Annotated in this window: 14 protein-coding genes; 5 read left to right on the top strand and 9 right to left on the bottom strand. The window is 68.4% G+C overall.

The annotated features are described in order from the left end of the window. Positions 1-134: 134 nt before the first annotated feature. Positions 135-641: a helix-turn-helix transcriptional regulator gene (locus tag IEX05_RS07710; RefSeq protein WP_188700776.1), complete on the bottom strand. Its 507-nt coding sequence runs from the start codon at positions 639-641 to the stop codon at positions 135-137. 51 nt (positions 642-692) lie between these two features. Between IEX05_RS07710 and IEX05_RS07705 the strand changes: the two genes are divergently transcribed. The 3 genes from IEX05_RS07705 to IEX05_RS07695 are packed head-to-tail and all read left to right on the top strand — an operon-like array spanning position 693 to position 6123. After that, the gene (locus IEX05_RS07705) at positions 693-3299 is read left to right on the top strand and encodes a YhgE/Pip domain-containing protein (RefSeq protein WP_188700775.1); all 2607 of its coding nucleotides are present in this window, start codon (positions 693-695) and stop codon (positions 3297-3299) included. Continuing rightward, positions 3296-5491, top strand: coding sequence for a YhgE/Pip domain-containing protein (locus tag IEX05_RS07700; RefSeq protein WP_188700774.1), 2196 nt, complete (start codon positions 3296-3298; stop codon positions 5489-5491). The genes IEX05_RS07705 and IEX05_RS07700 overlap by 4 nt, the downstream gene beginning before the upstream one ends. Then, on the top strand, positions 5488-6123 hold the full coding sequence (locus tag IEX05_RS07695) for a TetR/AcrR family transcriptional regulator (protein WP_188700773.1): 636 nt from the start codon (positions 5488-5490) through the stop codon (positions 6121-6123). The genes IEX05_RS07700 and IEX05_RS07695 overlap by 4 nt, the downstream gene beginning before the upstream one ends. 217 nt (positions 6124-6340) lie before the next feature. On the opposite strand, the gene IEX05_RS07690 is transcribed toward IEX05_RS07695, so the two are convergent. From IEX05_RS07690 to IEX05_RS07660, 7 genes are all read right to left on the bottom strand, one after another. Beyond that, on the bottom strand, positions 6341-7366 hold the full coding sequence (locus tag IEX05_RS07690) for a LacI family DNA-binding transcriptional regulator (protein WP_188700772.1): 1026 nt from the start codon (positions 7364-7366) through the stop codon (positions 6341-6343). A gap of 1 nt (position 7367) precedes the next feature. Continuing rightward, positions 7368-8081: a cupin domain-containing protein gene (locus tag IEX05_RS07685; protein ID WP_229661180.1), complete on the bottom strand. Its 714-nt coding sequence runs from the start codon at positions 8079-8081 to the stop codon at positions 7368-7370. A 2-nt stretch (positions 8082-8083) separates the two neighbouring features. After that, positions 8084-8995 (bottom strand): DUF6807 domain-containing protein, encoded by a 912-nt coding sequence (locus tag IEX05_RS07680; protein WP_188700771.1) that lies wholly within the window; start codon positions 8993-8995, stop codon positions 8084-8086. Then, on the bottom strand, positions 8992-10101 hold the full coding sequence (locus tag IEX05_RS07675) for a Gfo/Idh/MocA family protein (protein ID WP_188700770.1): 1110 nt from the start codon (positions 10099-10101) through the stop codon (positions 8992-8994). The genes IEX05_RS07680 and IEX05_RS07675 overlap by 4 nt, the downstream gene beginning before the upstream one ends. 82 nt (positions 10102-10183) lie before the next feature. Beyond that, positions 10184-11491 carry an ABC transporter substrate-binding protein gene (locus IEX05_RS07670; protein ID WP_188700769.1) on the bottom strand — a complete coding sequence of 436 codons (1308 nt, stop codon included), beginning with the start codon at positions 11489-11491 and terminating at the stop codon, positions 10184-10186. Positions 11492-11528: 37 nt separating this feature from the next. Then, complete coding sequence (locus IEX05_RS07665) at positions 11529-12431, bottom strand: carbohydrate ABC transporter permease (RefSeq protein ID WP_188700768.1); 903 nt, start codon at positions 12429-12431, stop codon at positions 11529-11531. Further along, positions 12424-13341 carry a carbohydrate ABC transporter permease gene (locus IEX05_RS07660; RefSeq protein ID WP_188700767.1) on the bottom strand — a complete coding sequence of 306 codons (918 nt, stop codon included), beginning with the start codon at positions 13339-13341 and terminating at the stop codon, positions 12424-12426. The genes IEX05_RS07665 and IEX05_RS07660 overlap by 8 nt, the downstream gene beginning before the upstream one ends. 196 nt (positions 13342-13537) lie before the next feature. On the opposite strand from IEX05_RS07660, the gene IEX05_RS07655 reads away from it, so the two are divergent. Further along, positions 13538-14128: an SGNH/GDSL hydrolase family protein gene (locus IEX05_RS07655; protein ID WP_188700766.1), complete on the top strand. Its 591-nt coding sequence runs from the start codon at positions 13538-13540 to the stop codon at positions 14126-14128. 28 nt (positions 14129-14156) lie between these two features. After that, positions 14157-15131, top strand: coding sequence for an SDR family oxidoreductase (locus tag IEX05_RS07650; protein ID WP_188700765.1), 975 nt, complete (start codon positions 14157-14159; stop codon positions 15129-15131). Between the two features lie 12 nt (positions 15132-15143). On the opposite strand, the gene IEX05_RS07645 is transcribed toward IEX05_RS07650, so the two are convergent. Then, entirely contained in the window at positions 15144-17234 is a 2091-nt protein-coding gene (locus IEX05_RS07645; RefSeq protein WP_188700764.1) for a hypothetical protein, read from the bottom strand. Between the last annotated feature and the right edge of the window lie 76 nt (positions 17235-17310).

Below are 17310 nucleotides of genomic sequence, written 5' to 3'. Positions count from 1 at the left end.
AACCGGCTCAAGCAGTGGCGCGGCATCGCGATGCGCTCCGACAAGCTCCTCCGCAGCTACCGAGCCGCCGTCAGCCTCGCCGCGACGCTCATCTGGATCAAATCAGACTTGATCAACACGGCCTAGGGCGCGGGTCATTCGGCACCTCTTGCATTGGCCGGGGGCCCGACTTCTGTCGCTCCCGGCGGAACGACGACGGATCCGGGGACAACGAGGTGCCCGGAGAATCTGCGAGAGGCTATGCGCTTCGCGAGCGCGCCGGCCGCGGCCTCGGCGGCGCTCCCGGTGGCAGCAGCGGCGGGAACACTGGTGCGGCGTTCGGCGAGGGCGTCCAGGCGGACGTCGAGGTAGTCAAGGATGAGCAGCACCGTGTTGAAAGAGGTGCCGCCGTCGCCGCGCTCGAGGCGGGCGAGAGACTGGCGGGTGATGCCGACCGTGCCAGCGACGTCCTGCTGGGTGAGGTCGCGCTGGACACGGGCATTCTTGACCAGGCGGGCGAGATCCGATGGTGTTTGCAGCTTCACGTCGGCCACCCCAATCTTGTTCGAAAAATGACACATGGTTATGTTGTTCGGAAAATGTACCACCGCGCCGATGTGCTGTAAATAGAACATCGGCCAAATCGCGCCCTGCGGCGCCACGCTGAAAGTAAATTACACATCAATGTGCACCTTGTGCGTATACTCGTTCGCGTGAGAAAGAGTTTGCAGATCTTGTGGCGCGACGCGATGCGACTCGTCCGTCAGCGCAGGGTGTGGGTCATCGTCATCGGTGTGCTTATCACGCCTGCGCTGTACGCGTGGTTCAACATCAACGCGTTCTGGGATCCGTACTCGAACACCTCGAGCGTACGAGTTGCCGTCGTCAATCTCGACGAGGGCGCCGATTCTGACCTCACCGGCCCGCTCGACGTCGGCGAGGAGGTCGTCGCGCAGCTCAAAGAGAATGACGAGCTCGGCTGGGTCTTCATGGACGAGGGCGAGGCGCAGGACGCGGTAAAGCGCGGCGACGTCTACGCCACGATCGTCATCCCCACCGACTTCAGCACCAACCTCATCAGCATCACGACCGACGAGTTCACGCAGCCCGCGCTGCAGTACTACGTGAACGAGAAGGCGAGCGCAATCGCGCCGAAGATCACCGACGTCGGCGCCTCGCAGCTCGACGCGCAGATCACGAGCTCGTTCACCGAGCAGGTCGCCGAGGCCGTCTCCGACGCGCTCAAGGAGGCCGGCGACGACACCGAGGGGCGCCTGGAGGGCGCGAAGACCGACTCCCTCAACGCCTTCGACGAGGCGATGCAGACGATCGATTCGGCGCGCGAAGAGCTCACCGGGCAGGCCGCCTCGCTCGACGACTCCCGCGGTTCGCTGGCCTCGGCGTCTTCCACGCTCTCCGACGTTGACACGACGCTCGGCGACGTGCAGGTCGCGATCGAGCAGGCGAAGTCGCTCATCGTCGAGGCGCAGGATCAGGTGATCGCGTTCACCGACGCCGCGACCTCGGCCTATGTCGACGGCACGACGCAGCTCGCCGACGCTGCGGCCGCGGCGAACCTCGTCGTGACCGACCTCAGCGAGGTCGCCGACAAGGTGGGCCTCCGCGTCGACGGCGCCATCGAGCAGATCCGCGCCGTCGTCGAGGCGAACGCCACCGCGATCGCGCGGCTGCAGGAGCTTGTCGACGGCGCCGGGCTCGACGAGGGCGCGACCCAGCGGCTCACCGAGGTCATCGACACGCTCCAGCAGCGCAACGAGACCGATCAGCAGCTCCTCGCCGACCTCCAGAACCTCAACGACTCGGCGAGCGGCATGGCCGACGCTATCCAGGCGTCCGCAGATTCGGTCACTCAGGCGGTCAATGAGGCGCAGGGCGCCGCGACCGACCTCCGCTCGGCCCTGACCTCGACGGTGCCGGCGCTCAACAGCGCGATGTCGTCGCTCTCGACGAGCGCGGGCGAGTTCTCCGCCGCGATCGACGGCCAGCGCGACCAGCTGGTCCAGGCGCAGCAGCTGCTGTCCGAGCTCGACACCCAGCTTGTCTCGACCTCCGAGGCGCTCACGGCCCTCGACGGCAACCTCGCGGGGATCCAGGACGAGCTCCAGCTCGCCCGCACCGACATCTCCGCCCTCAGCGCGGCGTCGGAGTGGAGCGCGCTCAGCACGATCACCGGCCTCGACTCGGCCCAGATCGCGAAGTTCGTCGCCTCGCCCGTCGAGGTGTCTACACACGTTGTCTTCCCGGTCTCGACCTACGGCTCGGCCATGGCCGCGCTCTTCACCAACCTGTCGCTATGGATCGGCGCGTTCGTACTCATGGTCATCTTCCGCACCGAGGTTGATACCGAGGGGCTCGAGGGCCTCACGGTGCGGCAGGCCTACTTCGGCCGCTTCTTCCTCTTCGCCATTCTCGCGGTCGTCCAGGCGTTGATCGTCTGCATCGGAAACCTCGTCATCGGGATCCAGGTGGTGAGCGCGGCGGCGTTCGTCGGCACGGGCGTGCTCGTCGCCCTCGCCTACGTCAGCATCGTCTACGCCCTCTGCGTCGCCTTCGGCCACGTCGGCCGAGGCCTCTGCATCCTGTTCGTGATCATGCAGATCCCGGGCGCCTCGGGCCTGTATCCGATCGAGATGATGCCCGGATTCTTCCGCGCGATCTACCCGTTCCTGCCCTTTACCTACGGCATCGACGCGATGCGCGAGACCATCGCCGGCTTCTACGGCAGCGACTACTGGCAGTTCCTCGGCGTGCTGGCCGTGTTCGTGCTCGGCGCCTTTATCGTCGGCCTCGTGGTGCGCCGCCGCTTCGCCAGCCTCAACGCGGTCTTCAACCGCGAGGTCGTCGCCACCGATCTGCTGGTCGGCGAAAAGGTGCAGATCGTCGGCGGCGGCTACCGCCTGCCCGACCTGATCCACGCGCTCGCCAACCGCGAGGAGTACCGCGACGAGCTGTCCCGCCGCGCCGAACCGTTCACGCGCCGGTACCCGGCGCTGCTGCGCACGACCGTGATCGCCGGCCTCGGCGGCCTCGTCGTGATCGGCATTATCGCCTGGCTCGTGCCGGGCGGCAAGGCGAGCCTGCTCGGCGTGTGGTTGCTCTGGAGCCTGCTCGTGATCGGCGTGCTCGTGACCCTCGAATACTTCAAGCAGAGCTTCGCCCGCGCGGGCGAGGTCGCGTCGCTCGGCGACGACGAGCTCCGCCGCGCGGTGGTGAGCGAAGGATCCCGCACTCGCGTTGCCGCGGGCGCCGACGGATCCGTCATACCCGAGATGGCCACAGACGGAGGAGACCGCGCATGAGGGACATCCTGCATCTGACCCGCCGCGACATCCGGCGCGCCACCTCGAGCGTGATGGCCGTGATCGTCATCTTCGGCCTGGTCGTGATCCCGTCGCTGTTCACGTGGTTCAACGTGATCGCCAGTTGGGATCCGTTCTCGAACACGAAGGGCCTCAAGGTCGCCGTCGCGAGCGCCGACGAGGGGTACCTGAACGACCTCGTCCCGATCCGCATCAACATCGGCGATCAGGTTCTTTCGGAGCTTCGCGCCAACGACGACCTCGACTGGGTCATCACGACGGAAGACGACGCGATCGACGGCACGAAGTCGGGCGAGTACTACGCCGCCCTCGTGCTGCCGGCATCGTTCAGCACCGACATGATGACGTTCTACTCGGACGACGTCGAGCACACCAGCCTCGCGTATTACACGAACGAGAAGAAGAACGCGCTCGCGCCGAAGATCACCGATCAGGGCGCCGACGGCGTCTCGCAGCAGATCAACGAGGTCTTCACCGAGACTCTCAGCGACATCGCGCTCAGCGTCGTCTCGTCGCTGTCCGATTACCTCACCGACGCCGACACGCAGGCGGCGCTCACCCGCCTCGAGGCCCGCATCGGCGGCGTGGCCACGCAACTGCGCGGCGGCGCGCAGACGGCCGACATGTTCACGAGCCTGCTCGAGTCGACGATCCCGCTCGTCGACGGGGCCTCGTCTCTCATCACCTCGTCAGGATCCGCGTTCGAGGACGCGTCCAGCGCGGTGGGCGGCGGAGCGGCCGCGGTCGACGAGCTCGGCGACGTGCTCGCGTCGTCGACGCAGGCGCTCTCCGACGCGATCTCGCGCACGGCCGCAGGCTACGACGCCGTCGGAGCGCGCATCGACGAGCTCTTCGCGCAGGGCGCGCAGCTCAGCGACAGCCAGGTGCAGGTGATCGACACGCTGGCCGGCCGCATGCAGGACCAGATCGACCACTACACCGAGCTGCGTAACCGGCTCGAGAACGAGGTCCGCCCGATCCTGCCGGACGAGGCGCAGGATGCTTTCAACGCGGTGCTCGAGCGCATCGACGCCGCGATCGCCGCCCAGCAGTCGGCGCACGACCGCGTCGCTCAGGCGGGGCAGGACATCGCCGACGGATCCGCGGAACGCCAGGCGAAGCACGACGAGATCACCGCGTCGATCGACGCGGCGAAGCAGGCGCTGCAGAGCGCGCAGGATTCGTACACGGGCTCGCTGCAGCCGAAGCTCGACGAGCTCGCCGCGACCCTCTCGGTGATCGGATCCGATGTGTCGTCGATCGGCGACGACCTGTCGGCCGCCGCCGATCGGCTGGCCGGCTCGGCGGGCGGCCTGCGCGACACCCTCACGGGCGCCCAGGAATCCACCCAGCGGATCTCGGAGTCGCTCACCGAGACGGCCGAGACCTTCGACAAGGTTGAGGCGGCCCTCGCCGACGCCGCCAAGACCGGCGACCTCAGCGCGCTGAACGACATCATCGGTTCGGATCCGAGCGTGCTCGCGACCTCGCTGGCGCAGCCCTTGCGCGTCGACCGCACCGCCGTTTTCCCGATCGTCAGCTTCGGCGCGGGAATGGCGCCTCTCTACACGGTGCTCGCGCTCTGGGTCGGTGCGCTGCTCATGACGGTTGCGATCCGGGTCGACGTGAACGCCGATACCCTGCCTGATCGCCCGGAGCTCTCGCCGACGAAGAAGTACCTCGGCCGCTACGGCATCTTCGGCCTGATCGGGCTCGCACAGAGCACGCTCGTGACTCTCGGGCTCATCCTGTTCATCCAGATCGAGCCGGCGCACGCGTTCCTGCTGATCCTCGCCGGGTGGGTCTCGTCGCTCGTGTTCACGCTGCTGATCTACACGGCGGTCGTCGCGCTCGGAAACGCGGGTAAGGCGCTCGCGGTGCTGGCGCTCGTCATCCAGGTCTCCGGATCCGGTGGTGCGTACCCACTGCAGCTGCTGCCCGAGTGGTTCCAGAACATCTCGCCGTTCCTTCCCGCGACGCACGCCGTCGCCGCGCTACGCTCGGCCATCGCCGGCGTCTACGCGAGCGACTTCTGGATCTCGCTCGGCGCCCTCGCGCTCTTCGTGATCCCGGCCCTCTTGGTCGGGCTCGTGCTGCGCCGCCCGCTGATGTCGTTCACGCAGGGCCTGTCGAAGGCCATCGAGTCGACGAAGCTGATGTCGCCGTCATGACCGCTACAGAGACGGAGCCTGTCGCGGCGCGGCCGCGCCGCAGCGACGCGACCGCGAACCGCGAGGCGCTTATCAGCGCGGCGCAGTCGCTGCTCGCGGTCGATCCGAACGCCTCGCTCGACGCTATCGCGCAGGCCGCGAAGCTGTCGCGCCGAGCGCTCTACGGCCACTTCCCGGACCGCGAGAGCCTGCTCGACGAGGTAATCGTGCGCGGCGCCGGGCGTATCAACGCCGTGGCGGAGGAGACCGACGATCCGGATCCGCGGGTCGCGATCGCGGGGCTCGCGGCGCGGCTGTGGCGCGAGGCCTCGGCCGTGCGGGCGGCCGCGAACATCGCGCTCGAGAACGCACACGTTCTCGGCACCGTGCGTGCGCTGGCGCCGCTGCGCCGCCGCGTGCGCGCGCTCGTCAAGGCCGGTATCGAGTCCGGAGCCTTCCGCGGCGACATGTCGGATCGGGTGCTCGCGTTTCTCGTGGAGGAGACGGCGCGCGCGACGCTCCGCGAGCGCTGGTTGACGTCGAAGGATGGCGCCTCCACGGTTGTTCGCGTCGTGCTGAGCATCGTCGGCGTGCCCTGGACCGAGCAGGTCGCGCTGCTCGAGGCACACCCGGAGATCGTCGCGGCGGGCTGAGGGGCCGCTTGCGGATCCGCAGCGTGGACTGATGCGATGAGGTGAGGGCCCCGGGATCGGTCTGGGTCTCCACACAGGATCGGTTCCGCGGAGTCCTGATGCATTACGTCGCCCATGCCAGCGCGAAGCTCACGGCCCACACCTCGTCAGAGATCTCCTGTCGCGTCACCGCTTAAGACTCACCCAGCCGGGAGCGAAACCTCTTGATCAACACGGCCTAGGGCCGGGCTTCGGGCGCCGGGCCCGTGGATCCCCGCCACGCCACGGCGTTGAGCGCCCGGAAGTCCTCCACCGGCGGTTGCTCGCCGCGGAGCGTGGCGATGAGCTTGCCCATCGCGGTGCGGCCCACGAGCTCGTGGTCGACGATCACCGTGGTGAGCCCGGGAGGCATGTACTGGCCGACCTGGCGGTTGTCCCAGCCGGTGACGCTCAGCCGATCGGGAACCGCCCACCCGCGCTGGCTCGCGCCCATCAGCACGCCGGCCGCGAGCTCGTCGTTGGCGCACACGATCGCGGTCACGGGCGTGTCCTCCGGAAGGGCCGCGACGGCGTCGACGCCGGTCGATCCGTCGAAGGGGCCGCGAGAGGCGCCGTGCGAGACGAGTCCGCGGGCCGAGACCGCCCTCTCGTACACCGCCTGGCGTTCGTTCGAGGCCGGGTGACCGACGGGACCGCCGACGTGGAAGAAGTGCCGGTGGCCGAGCTCGGCGAGACGACCGACGATCTCGATCATGGGCGAGGCATCGAGCATGATCCCGGCGCCGTGGAGATTGTCGTCGTACACGGGGAACTCGAGGATCGGGACACCGCCGGGGCGGGTTCCCGACCGCACGCGGTCGTCGAAGCTCGCGAGCGAGAGCACGCCCTCGACCCAGCCGGAATCGGCCAGCTCGAACGCCCGGTCGGTGCGCGCGTGCATGCCGCCCGCTACGTGCACGACCTCGACCTCGTAGCCGAACGCGTGCGCCTCCGCGGTCGTCGCCGACATCATCTTCGCGGGCGTGTACGGCGCGGCCGTCGCCGGCACGACGACGCTGAGCAGTCCCGTGCGCCGCACCCGCATCGAACGCGCGACGATGTTGGGGCGGTAGCCGAGCTCGTCGATGGCGGCCTGGATCCGTGCGCGGTTCTCCTCGCGGATCGCCGGATCGCCGCTCACGAAGCGCGACACCGTCTGGTGCGACACGTTCGCGAGCTTCGCCACGTCCTTCAGCGTCGGACGCCGCCCCTCGAGCAGGCTCATCTCAGTGGGCCGCCACGTCGTAGGCGCGCAGCCGGCCACACATTCCGAATCGGTGTGCCGGCTCGAGCCCCGGCGCGACCGCCGCTTCCTCGAGGTGCGAGGCGTCTCCCGCGGCCATGCGCGCGAGCACGTCGAGCGTGCCCTGCGCCTGCGCGAGCGGTCCGCGCTCGACGATGCCGCTCCAGCCGGACAGGCGGTCGGCGACGATCTCGGCGGCGCGTTCGCGGAACTGCCGCAGGGGACGATCGTCTCCCGCGATCAGGGCGTCGCGGATCGCGAGGTACCCCTCGACGGCGAGGTCGCGCCGCTTCGCGGCGGCGACCGCGAGTTCGTCCTCGGATCCGCCGGCGGGCAGCGCGGCCGCCTCGCGGTAGCGCTCGGCGCTCTGGAGATATTCGCTCGGGAACGTCATCACCGCATCGCCGGCCTCGGGCAGGCCGGCGTTCGACATCAGCACGACGAGTCGCGCGTGGTCGAGGTTGACGGCGCGGTGGATCGTGCCCGGCGTGAACCAGGTGATCCGCCCCGGTTCGAGATCCGTCTCCCGGTAGCCCTCGCTCGTCAGCGAATGCAGCTGACCGCGCCCACCGATCGCGATGTAGCACTCGGTCGAGGCCGTGTGCATGTGCGGGCTGCCCCCGCAGATGCCGTCGGGCGCGGGCGAGTCGTAGACGTCGAGGAACGACAGCGAGGTGCCACCGGGAAACGTGCTCATGATCAGTCCTTCGCGAGAATGCCGCGCACGGCCTCTGCCAGCGCGGGGGCGTCAGCGGCGACGCCGTCGGCAATACCGACACCGTAGCGGAATGTCGCCGATTCGCCCGCTGGAATCACCACTTCCTCGCTGAAGAAGGGCGCGGGGTTCAGCGCCGCGAACTCCTCCGAGCGCGCGAACCACTGCGGCGGGTGGTGCGGGTTGCGCGTGTCGTCGAGCATAAGCACGAGCGACGTGGCGTCGATGTGGTCGTGCTTGCCCTCGAAGGCCATCCACTCGTGGCGCTGGCCGCGCACGTCGTTGCCCGTTCCGATCGTGTCGGTCGTCACGAGGCTCCCGTCCGTGAACGAGCGCAGCCCCCGCCAGAACAGGCCGCCGTAGCCGGCGTTCTCGCGCCCCTTCGTCGTCGGGGATCCGATCGCGATCTGCGCGCCCGACACGTTCTCGAGACTCGTCGAGAACGTGAGGGTCCACGAGTTCTCGCCCGTCACCTGGGCGGTGATGCGGCGCGTCTCGGAGAAGTACGCCTGGCCCGATTCCGTCGTCCAGTCGAGCTCGTGCGCGATGACGACGCGGTCGGCGGTCTGGCTCAGCTCGGTGAAGCGGCGATGCCCCTGGGTGCCGTTGTTCGGCAGCTGCTGGTAGCCCTTGTCGCGCACATAGGTCGGTCCGCCCCAGAAGTTCTCGTCGTTGACGACGGGAAGCGACCAGGTGATGCCCTTGTGCCACACGTGGTCGTGGGGGCGGTACAGGCCCGTGTCGTGCCCGGCGCGCGTGCGGATCGGGTAGAAGTACGGCCGGGGCGACTCGAGCTGGGGGTTGTCCGGGATGTAGACGTAGCGGAACAGTTCGACGTCGCCGTCGCGCACCACGATCTCGCGGTCGATCTCGTGGGTGATGGTGAGGTTCGTCATCGGGTGGTCTCCTTCACGGGTGCCCACGGCACCAGCCCGCCGTCCATGCTGCGGCGGAACGGGTCGTCGGTCGTGATCTCGCCCGCGGCGATCGGCTTGCCGCGGAAGGCCGACGCGTACGTTGCGGCGGCGAATTCCAGCGTACGGGTCGCGTCGGCGAGCGACACCTCCGGATCCGTGCCCGCGTCGAACGCGTCGAAGATCGCGGCGAGCTGGTGGACGTGGCTCGACGTCTCGCCGTCGTCGCTCAGGTCCCATGCCTCGGCGAGGTCGTCGCGGCCCTCGGCGGGGGTGAACCGCCAGTCGGCGTCGGTGTAGCCGTAGAGGTGCTCGACCTCGACCGTGGCGTGCTCGAAGTCGAAGCGCAGTCGGCTCGTCTCGCGCGGCGACACGATCGAGTTCACGATGGTCGCGAGAGCGCCGTTGTCGAATCGGGCGACGGCCACCGACACGTCCTCCGTGTCGGTGGGGCGCGTCTGCCGCGCCGCCATCGCGCTGACCGACGTCCACGGCCCGAGGATCGCGAGCAGAAGATCGAACTGGTGGATGCCGTGGCCCATCGTCGGGCCGCCGCCCTCGACGGCCCACTTCCCGCGCCAGGGCAGGTCGAAGTAGCTGTCGGCGCGGTACCAGAGCGTCTCGCAGGTCGCCACGAGGGGGCGGCCCAGGGATCCGTCGGACGCGAGCTGCGCGAGGCGGCGAGCGGCGCGGCCGAAGCGGTGCTGGAACACCGTCAGGACGGGAACGCCCGTCTCGCGCTCGACCTCGGCAAGGGTGTCGAGCTCGGCGAGGCTGAGCGCCGTGGGCTTCTCGGTGAGGACCGGTACGCCGGCGCGCATCGCGAGGATTGCGAGCGGGACATGGGATCCGGGCGGCGTGCACACGTGCACGATGTCGAGCGTCTCGGCGGCGAGCAGCTCGGCGGCGTCGGTGTAGGTGGTGCCGACTCCGTACTCTTCGGCGAAGCCGCGCGCGCGGTCCGCGTCGACGTCGGCGACGGCGACGAGCTCGACGCGGTCCGACAATCGGGTCAGGGCCTGCGCGTGCGCGTGCGCAATCGCGCCGGTTCCGATGATGGCTGCGCGGTAGCGGGCCTTCGAGGTCATGATGTGAACGTTCCTTTGAATATGCGACGGATGGGGGACGGCCGAGGGCCGTCCCCCATCGCAGAGAGCTGGTGTGTCGCGCTTATCGCGCGTTGTCGATCTCGGTCTGGAGTTCGTCGACGAACGCCTGCGCGGCGTCCTCCGGCGTCGACTGGCCCGCGAAGACCTCCTGCGTGTAGCGCTGCAGGATGGCCTCGATCGTCGAGGCGCCGTTCGGGGTCACGACCGGCACGACCTCGCCGGGGGTGACGCGGTCCTGGTACTCGATCGCGGCCTGGTCCGTCGGCGCGAGCTTGTCGGCGATCGCCGAGCGGATCACGTCGTTGGCGGGCACACCGCGCTCGGTCAGGATGATGTCCGCCGACTCTTCGCTGTTCTCAAGGAAGTCGATGAACAGCGCCGCCTCCGCGGGGTGCTCGCTCGTCGAGGCGATCGACCAGAACATCGAGGGCTTGTACGACGAGGGGTCGACGCCCTCGGGCTCCGGCACCTTCAGCAGCACCAGGTTCGCGCCGCTCGCGTCGCTCAGTGCGGTGAGCTGGGTGTTCCACGCCGATGCGAGTCCGACCTTGCCGGTCGCCATGTCGTTGCCGGAGATGCCGGCGTTGAACGACTCGGTGATCGCCTCGGGCGAGTTCATGCCGCCCGACTTCTGCAGGTCCATCTGGAACTGCCACATCTTCGCGAGCACGGCCGGGTCGAGGGTGACCTCGCCGTCCTCGCCGAAGAGCTCGTTGCCCTCGGAGCGCGCCCAGTGCTTGACGCTTCCCACGTCGAATCCGCCGATCTGGTCGGCACCCATCACGGCGCCGCCGCTCTTCTCCGAGAGCTCGTTCGCGAGGTCGGCGAAGTCGTCCCACGTCCAGGTCTCGTCGTCGGGCAGCTCGACGCCGTACTCGTCGAAAAGATCCTTGTTCGCGACGATCGCGTAGGTGGCGATGCCGTGCGGGAAGGCGTACTGCGTGCCGTCGATCTGACCCGTCGCGAGGGCCGACTCCTCGATGTTCGTGGTGTCGATGTCGAGCTCGCCCATGTCGGCGAGTGCGCCGCGGTCGGCGTAGGAGGCGAGGTAGAGCTCGTCCATCTGCACGACGTCGGGCATGTCGTTCGCCGCGGTGCGCGTGGCGAGGCCGTCCCAGTATCCCGTCCAGTCGGCGGGCTCGGCCTGAACGGTGATGTTCGGGTACTTCGCCTCGAAGGCCTCGATGACCTGATCGGTCTGCGAGACGCGGGTGTCGCCGCCCCAGTAGGCGAGCGAGATCGTGACGTCGCCGTCGCTGAGCTCGGCGGGGGCGTCCGAGGCCCCCGAGCAGCCGGCCAGGGCGCCGACCGCGACCGTCGCGACGGCGGCTGCGCCGAAGCGGACGATGTTCTTCTTCGTCGAGAACATGTTTCTCCTATAAGAAATGTGTGATGCGAGGGAGGGGTTACTTGCCGCCGGTCGTGGCGATTCCCTGGAGCAGGAAGCGCTGACCGAAGAGGAAGACCAGGAACACCGGCAGGAGCGAGACGATGCTCATGCCGAACACGGCGCCCCAGTCGGTCGCCGACTGGGCGTCGACGAACTGGCGCACGGCGAGCGATGCCGTGGCCATCTCGGGCTTCGTGAGGTAGATCAGCTGGCTGAAGAAGTCGTTCCACGTCCAGATGAAGGTGAAGATCGTCGTCGTACCCAGGGCCGGAACCATGAGCGGCATGATGATCTGGAAGAAGATGCGGGCGTGGCCGGCCCCGTCGATGCGCGCGGCCTCGTCGAGCTCACGCGGAATGCCGCGGATGAACTGCACCATGAGGAACACGAAGAAGGCGTCGGTCGCCAGCAGCTTGGGCACGATCAGCGGCAGGTAGGTGTTGACCCACCCGATCTGGCTGAACATGATGTACTGCGGCACGATGATGACGTGGATCGGCAGCATGATCGTCACGAGCATTGCGCCGAACCACCAGCGCTTGCTCTTGAAGTTCAGGCGCGCGAAGGCGTACGCGGCGAGCGAGCACGAGACGAGGTTGCCGACGATGCAGCCGAGCACGATGATCATCGAGTTGATCAGGTACTTGCCGAACGGGTACGTCAGTGCGTTCCAGCCGTTGACGTAGTTGTCGATGTCGAAGGTCTTGAGGATGAGGCTCGGGTCGCCGAAGATCGCGTCGTTCGGCCGCAGCGAGCTGACGACCATCCAGAGCACCGGGTACAGCATGATCAGGCCGACGAGGATCAGCACGATGTGCTTCACGACGGGGCCGATCTTGCGGCGCACCTCGCGCGCGCTTCCGGCAGGGGTGCGGGTCGCCCGCGTCGGGGCGTTCAGGATTACGGAAGTCTCAGTCATCGTAGAAAACCCAGTACTTAGAGGCCCAGAAGTTGATGGCGGTGAAGGCGCCGATGATCAGCACCAGCAGCCAGGCCAGAGCCGAGGCGTAGCCCATGTCGAAGTTGCGGAAGCCGCGCTGATAGAGGTACAGCGAGAACAGCATCGTCGAGTCCGCCGGGCCGCCCGTACCGCCGGAGACGACGAAGGCCTGCGTGAACGACTGGAAGGCGTGGATGATCTGCAGCACGAGGTTGAAGAAGATGATCGGGCTAAGCATCGGCAGCGTGACGCTGCGGAACTGACGCCACTTGCCCGCGCCGTCGATCTGGGCGGCCTCGTAGAGCGAGGCGGGAACCTGGCGGAGGCCCGCGAGGAAGATGACCATGGGGGCACCGAAGGCCCACACGTTCAGCAGGATGAGCGTCCAGATCGCCGTGTCGGGCGAGGAGATCCACCCCTTGCCCGCGATTCCGAAGAACGCCAGGAACTGGTTGACGAGGCCCTCCGTGCCGAACACGACGCGCCAGAGCACGGCGATCGCGACGGATCCGCCGATGAGCGAGGGCAGGTAGAACACGGAGCGGTAGAACGACAGGCCGCGCACTCCCCTGTCGAGGAAGATCGCGAGCGCCAGCGCGAACGCGAGCTGCAACGGAACCGACACGATCACGTAGAGGAAGGTCACGCCCAGCGACTTCAGCAGGCGCTCGTCCGTGAACATGCGCACGAAGTTCTCGACGCCGATGAAGCTCGGGGCCTGGAGCAGGTTGTAGTCGGTGAAGGAGAGGAACAGCGACGCAACCAGCGGGCCGGCCGTGATCGCGAACAGGCCGATAAACCACGGCAGTAGGAACCAGAACGCGGCCTTGCCGTCGCCCCCGCCCTTCGGGGAGCTCTTCAGTTCGCGCAGCTCACTGACGACGCTCATTCAGCACCACCTTTCAACATTGAACGATGCGTTGGACACATCGAAACTTCTTCGTTTCCCATATGAACGTTCACACTAAGGCAGCCCGAAACAATCTGCAAGCTTCCGGCAACCGCTTTCCGAATCAGTTACGGATCCGAGATAATCGGGGTGCACCGCACCGTCGCGGTCGCTTCCGCCTCCCGTTAGGACCACCATGACCGCTCGCCTCGTCTTCGTCGGAGACTCCATCACCGATTCGCACCGGGACCGCGATGACGCCCGCTCGCTGGGCGACGGTTACGTCGCGCAGATCGCCGCGGAGCTTCCGGAGGCGGAGATCGTCAACGTCGGAATCTCCGGAAACCGCGCCGTGGATCTCGAGGCACGCTGGGCGACGGACGTTGTCCCCACCTCCCCCGACGTGCTCACGATCTACATCGGGATCAACGACACCTGGCGGCGCTTCGATCGCGACGACGCAACCTCCGCGGAGGACTTCGAGGCGAGCCTCCGGCGCCTGCTCGACACCGAGGTGGTGCGAGGCGCCCGCGTCATCCTCGTGGAGCCGTTCCTCCTCCCCGTGACGGCTGATCAGCGCGGATGGATCGAGGACCTCGACGCCAAGCGCGCGGTCGTCGACGGGCTCGCGTCCGAGATCGGCGCGGGCCTCGTCCCGCTGCACTCCCTCCTCACGGCGGCCGCGGGAGCGGATCCGGCATCGATCGCGCCCGACGGCGTGCACCCGTCCGCCCAGGGCGCGCGCCTGATCGCGGATGCCTGGCTCGAGGTGTACCGCTCGGCCTGATGCGGGCACAACCGCTATCGTGGGCGCTATGACTGCGACAAAGGTGTTGTTCATCGGCGGTACCGGCACGATCTCCTCGGCGGCGAGCGACCTCGCCGTCGAGCGCGGAATGGACGTCACGCTGCTCAACCGCGGCACGTCCTCCCGAACCCCGCACCCCGACGCCGAGGTCCTCGTCGCGGATGTGAACGATCCCACCGCGGTCGACGACGCGCTCGGCGCGCGCGAGTTCGACGTCGTCGTCGACATGATCGCGTTCACGCCCGAGCACGTCGAACGCGACCTGGCGCGCTTCGAGGGCCGGACCGCGCAGTACGTGTTCATCAGCTCCGCATCGGCGTACGCGAAGCCCGTCGCGCGGCTCCCGATCACCGAGTCGACCCCGCTGAAGAACCCGCACTGGCAGTACTCCCGCGACAAGATCGCCTGCGAGACGCTGCTGAACGAGGCCTGGCGCGAGCGCGACTTTCCCGTCACCATCGTGCGGCCCTCGCACACCTACGACGAGCAGATGATCCCGCTCCTCGGAGGCTGGGCGAACATCGAGCGCATGCGGGCAGGAAAGAAGGTGGTCGTGCAGGGCGATGGGACCTCGCTGTGGACCCTCACCCACGCCGACGACTTCGCGGTCGGCTTCGTCGGGCTCTTCGGCAACTCCCTCGCGATCGGCGACACCTTCCAGATCACGAGCGACTTCGTGTACACGTGGGACGAGATCTACCGCATCATGGCGAACGCCGCGGGGACGACCGCCGACATCCTGCACGTGACCAGCGACGATATCGAGGCGGCCTCCCCCATCGTCGGCGGCCAGGTGCTCGGCGACCGCGCGCACTCGGTCGTCTTCGACGACACGAAGATCCGCTCGCTCGTCCCGGAGTTCAACCCGGTGGTCACCTTCCACGAGGGCGCGCGCGAGATGATCGAGTGGCGCGACGCCGACGCGACGCGGCGGGTCACGGATCCGCGCTGGGCCGAGCTCTTCGACCGTCTCGCGGGCTGAGCGCCCTCGGCGTCACATCGTGACGCCGAAGCCCTCCAGCCGCACGCTCCAGTCCGCGGGGAACCCGTCCCCCGAGCGCTGGTGCCGGTCGGCCATCACCGCGATCGCCGCGAGCAGACCTCCGTTGCCCGGCAGGTAGAGCGGCAGCGAGCCGTTCTGGTGGTTGTGCCCGCTCGCGACGACCTCGTTCTTGCCGGCGTCGTTCATCAGCGCATCGATCGCCCATGCGGGTTCGCCCAGGCGCGACGCCGTCATGGCCATGAGCGGATAGTCCCAGCCCCAGGTCGACGCCCAATCCCACTCGCGCACGACGTCGAGATAGGTCGCCCGCATGACCGCGGGATCGATCATGCCGACGTCGGGCACGAAGCCCAGGGCGCCCAGCATCGACGGGTGATCCTCGCGGATCGTGAACGGATCCACGTCGACGGCGGTATAGACACCGCCGCGCACGTGCGGTTCCACGAGCCCCTCCGCGACGCGCTCCCACGAGGCCCGGGGCTCGAGGCCGAGCCGGGCGCGCCATTCGGCGGCGACGCGAAGCGCCCACCGCCAGTAGGCCAGCTCGAACGGCGGGTTCGACATGCGCAGGCGATCGGCCCCGTAGCTCTCCTGCGCCGGAATGAGGGGCGGCCCGAGCACGAATCGGCCGTCGACCTCCTTGGCAAAATCGGCCATGAACTCCGCCGTCTCGAAGACCATCTCGGCGAAGCGGTCGAGCACGGCGCGATCGGCGCTCGCTCGGTACACGAGCTCGGCGAGCGCGATGGGGTGGGGCTGCTGCCAGATGAGGAACACACCGATCGTGCTGGGCGTATCGCGCATCGCGGATCCCAGCTGCTTCGGCCAGCGCGCCCCCGCGAAGCCCTGCGCCGAGGCCGTCTCGCGCGCGAGCTCGAGGGCGTCGACGTACCATCCGAGGCTGCGGCGCAGCAGCTCGGGCCTGCCCCACATCGGGAAGTGGGCCGCGTGCCACCAGTGCATCTCGAGGTGGAACTTTCCTCGCCAGGAGTTGCAGACGAGGCCCGTCTCCTGCGGCGGGAGGGATCCGGAGCAGTTCACGGCCGTCACGTACTGCGAGAGCACGATGCGGCGCTCCAGTTCGGCGGCGCGCGCGTCGGTGTCGCTCGCGAGCGCGATCGCGGATCCCGTCGTCCAGAACCGCGCCCAGTGCTCGCGGGCCGCCCGCACGATGTCTCCGGCATCCAGCGGATCCCGGCCGGGCTCCCGGCCCGGGATGCTCACCATGTCGCCGGATCCGTCCGTCGCGAATTCGATCGAGACGCGCGCATCGTCGCTCACGCGCAGCAGCACCTCGTGCTCGCCGACGCGTTCGAGGGCGGCGCCCGGGGCGAGGATCCGCGCGGTGTAGCGCGAGCCGTCGAGCTCGCGCTCGACGAGCCACCCGTCCTCGCGCTCGATCACGATCGTCGAGTGCCGATCCGGCCGGCCCCAGTCGGCGGCGTTGTGCCAATCGCCGGATCCGTAGGGGAAGGCGACGCGGATCGCGAGGCCCGCCGCGCGCGCTCCCCGCACCTCGATCCCGACGGCGTCTCGATCCGGGTGCACCGCGGTCACGACGTCGACGTGCGCACCCCCGCGCTCGAACGAACTCCGGGCGACGCCCTCCCAGAGCGACAGCGTCTGCTCCGCGCGCTCGAGCTCGGCCGGGCGGATCGCCTCGCCGCCCGCATCGACGAAACCGATCCTCGCGAGATCGAGGCGGTGCGGGTTCGCGCGCAACCACCGGGTGGCATCCGCGCTCTCGGCCGTATCCTTGACCTCCTCGAGGTACGGCGTCGGGCGTCCGTCGATGTCGTACCAGCGCGTCGATTCGGAGAGCTCGTACTCGCGCTCCCCCGGGATCGAGTGCCATGCCCACTGGGCCTGCGTGCCGAGCAGCGTGCCCGGCGCGTCGCGATCCGGCTCGTTCGGGCGGCGCTCCACCGGGAAGTGATCGGGGAAGCTCTGCAAGCCCGTGAGGTCGACGGTGAAGGCGAACTCTCCGTTGCCGACGGAGACCGGGCTGCGTCCGTCGAGGGTGGTCTGCCGCACGTCGTGCCGCTCGATGACGGCGCGTCGATCGATCGTGGCCTGAGTCATGTCCCGCTCCCTCGCGATGTCTCGTCGGGCGTCGATGCCCCGACTGAAGATATCGTGAGAAAGCGGTTTCTTACAA

It is taken from the genome of Microbacterium nanhaiense, from assembly GCF_014646015.1.
Classification (GTDB): Bacteria; Actinomycetota; Actinomycetes; order Actinomycetales; family Microbacteriaceae; genus Microbacterium; species Microbacterium nanhaiense.
The sequence above is the reverse complement of the archived record's forward strand: the minus strand, read 5'-3'. Positions and strand labels throughout refer to the sequence as shown.

What these genes read in the sequence shown, in the direction of transcription:
- IEX05_RS07685 (WP_229661180.1), bottom strand. Translation starts at nt 8,081, where the DNA reads ATGAGCACGTTTCCCGGTGGCACCTCGCTGTCGTTCCTCGACGTCTAC.
- IEX05_RS07650 (WP_188700765.1), top strand. Translation starts at nt 14,157, where the DNA reads ATGACTGCGACAAAGGTGTTGTTCATCGGCGGTACCGGCACGATCTCC.
- IEX05_RS07680 (WP_188700771.1), bottom strand. Translation starts at nt 8,995, where the DNA reads ATGACGAACCTCACCATCACCCACGAGATCGACCGCGAGATCGTGGTG.
- IEX05_RS07665 (WP_188700768.1), bottom strand. Translation starts at nt 12,431, where the DNA reads ATGACTGAGACTTCCGTAATCCTGAACGCCCCGACGCGGGCGACCCGC.
- IEX05_RS07645 (WP_188700764.1), bottom strand. Translation starts at nt 17,234, where the DNA reads ATGACTCAGGCCACGATCGATCGACGCGCCGTCATCGAGCGGCACGAC.
- IEX05_RS07655 (WP_188700766.1), top strand. Translation starts at nt 13,538, where the DNA reads ATGACCGCTCGCCTCGTCTTCGTCGGAGACTCCATCACCGATTCGCAC.
- IEX05_RS07695 (WP_188700773.1), top strand. Translation starts at nt 5,488, where the DNA reads ATGACCGCTACAGAGACGGAGCCTGTCGCGGCGCGGCCGCGCCGCAGC.
- IEX05_RS07675 (WP_188700770.1), bottom strand. Translation starts at nt 10,101, where the DNA reads ATGACCTCGAAGGCCCGCTACCGCGCAGCCATCATCGGAACCGGCGCG.
- IEX05_RS07700 (WP_188700774.1), top strand. Translation starts at nt 3,296, where the DNA reads ATGAGGGACATCCTGCATCTGACCCGCCGCGACATCCGGCGCGCCACC.
- IEX05_RS07690 (WP_188700772.1), bottom strand. Translation starts at nt 7,366, where the DNA reads ATGAGCCTGCTCGAGGGGCGGCGTCCGACGCTGAAGGACGTGGCGAAG.
- IEX05_RS07670 (WP_188700769.1), bottom strand. Translation starts at nt 11,491, where the DNA reads ATGTTCTCGACGAAGAAGAACATCGTCCGCTTCGGCGCAGCCGCCGTC.
- IEX05_RS07660 (WP_188700767.1), bottom strand. Translation starts at nt 13,341, where the DNA reads ATGAGCGTCGTCAGTGAGCTGCGCGAACTGAAGAGCTCCCCGAAGGGC.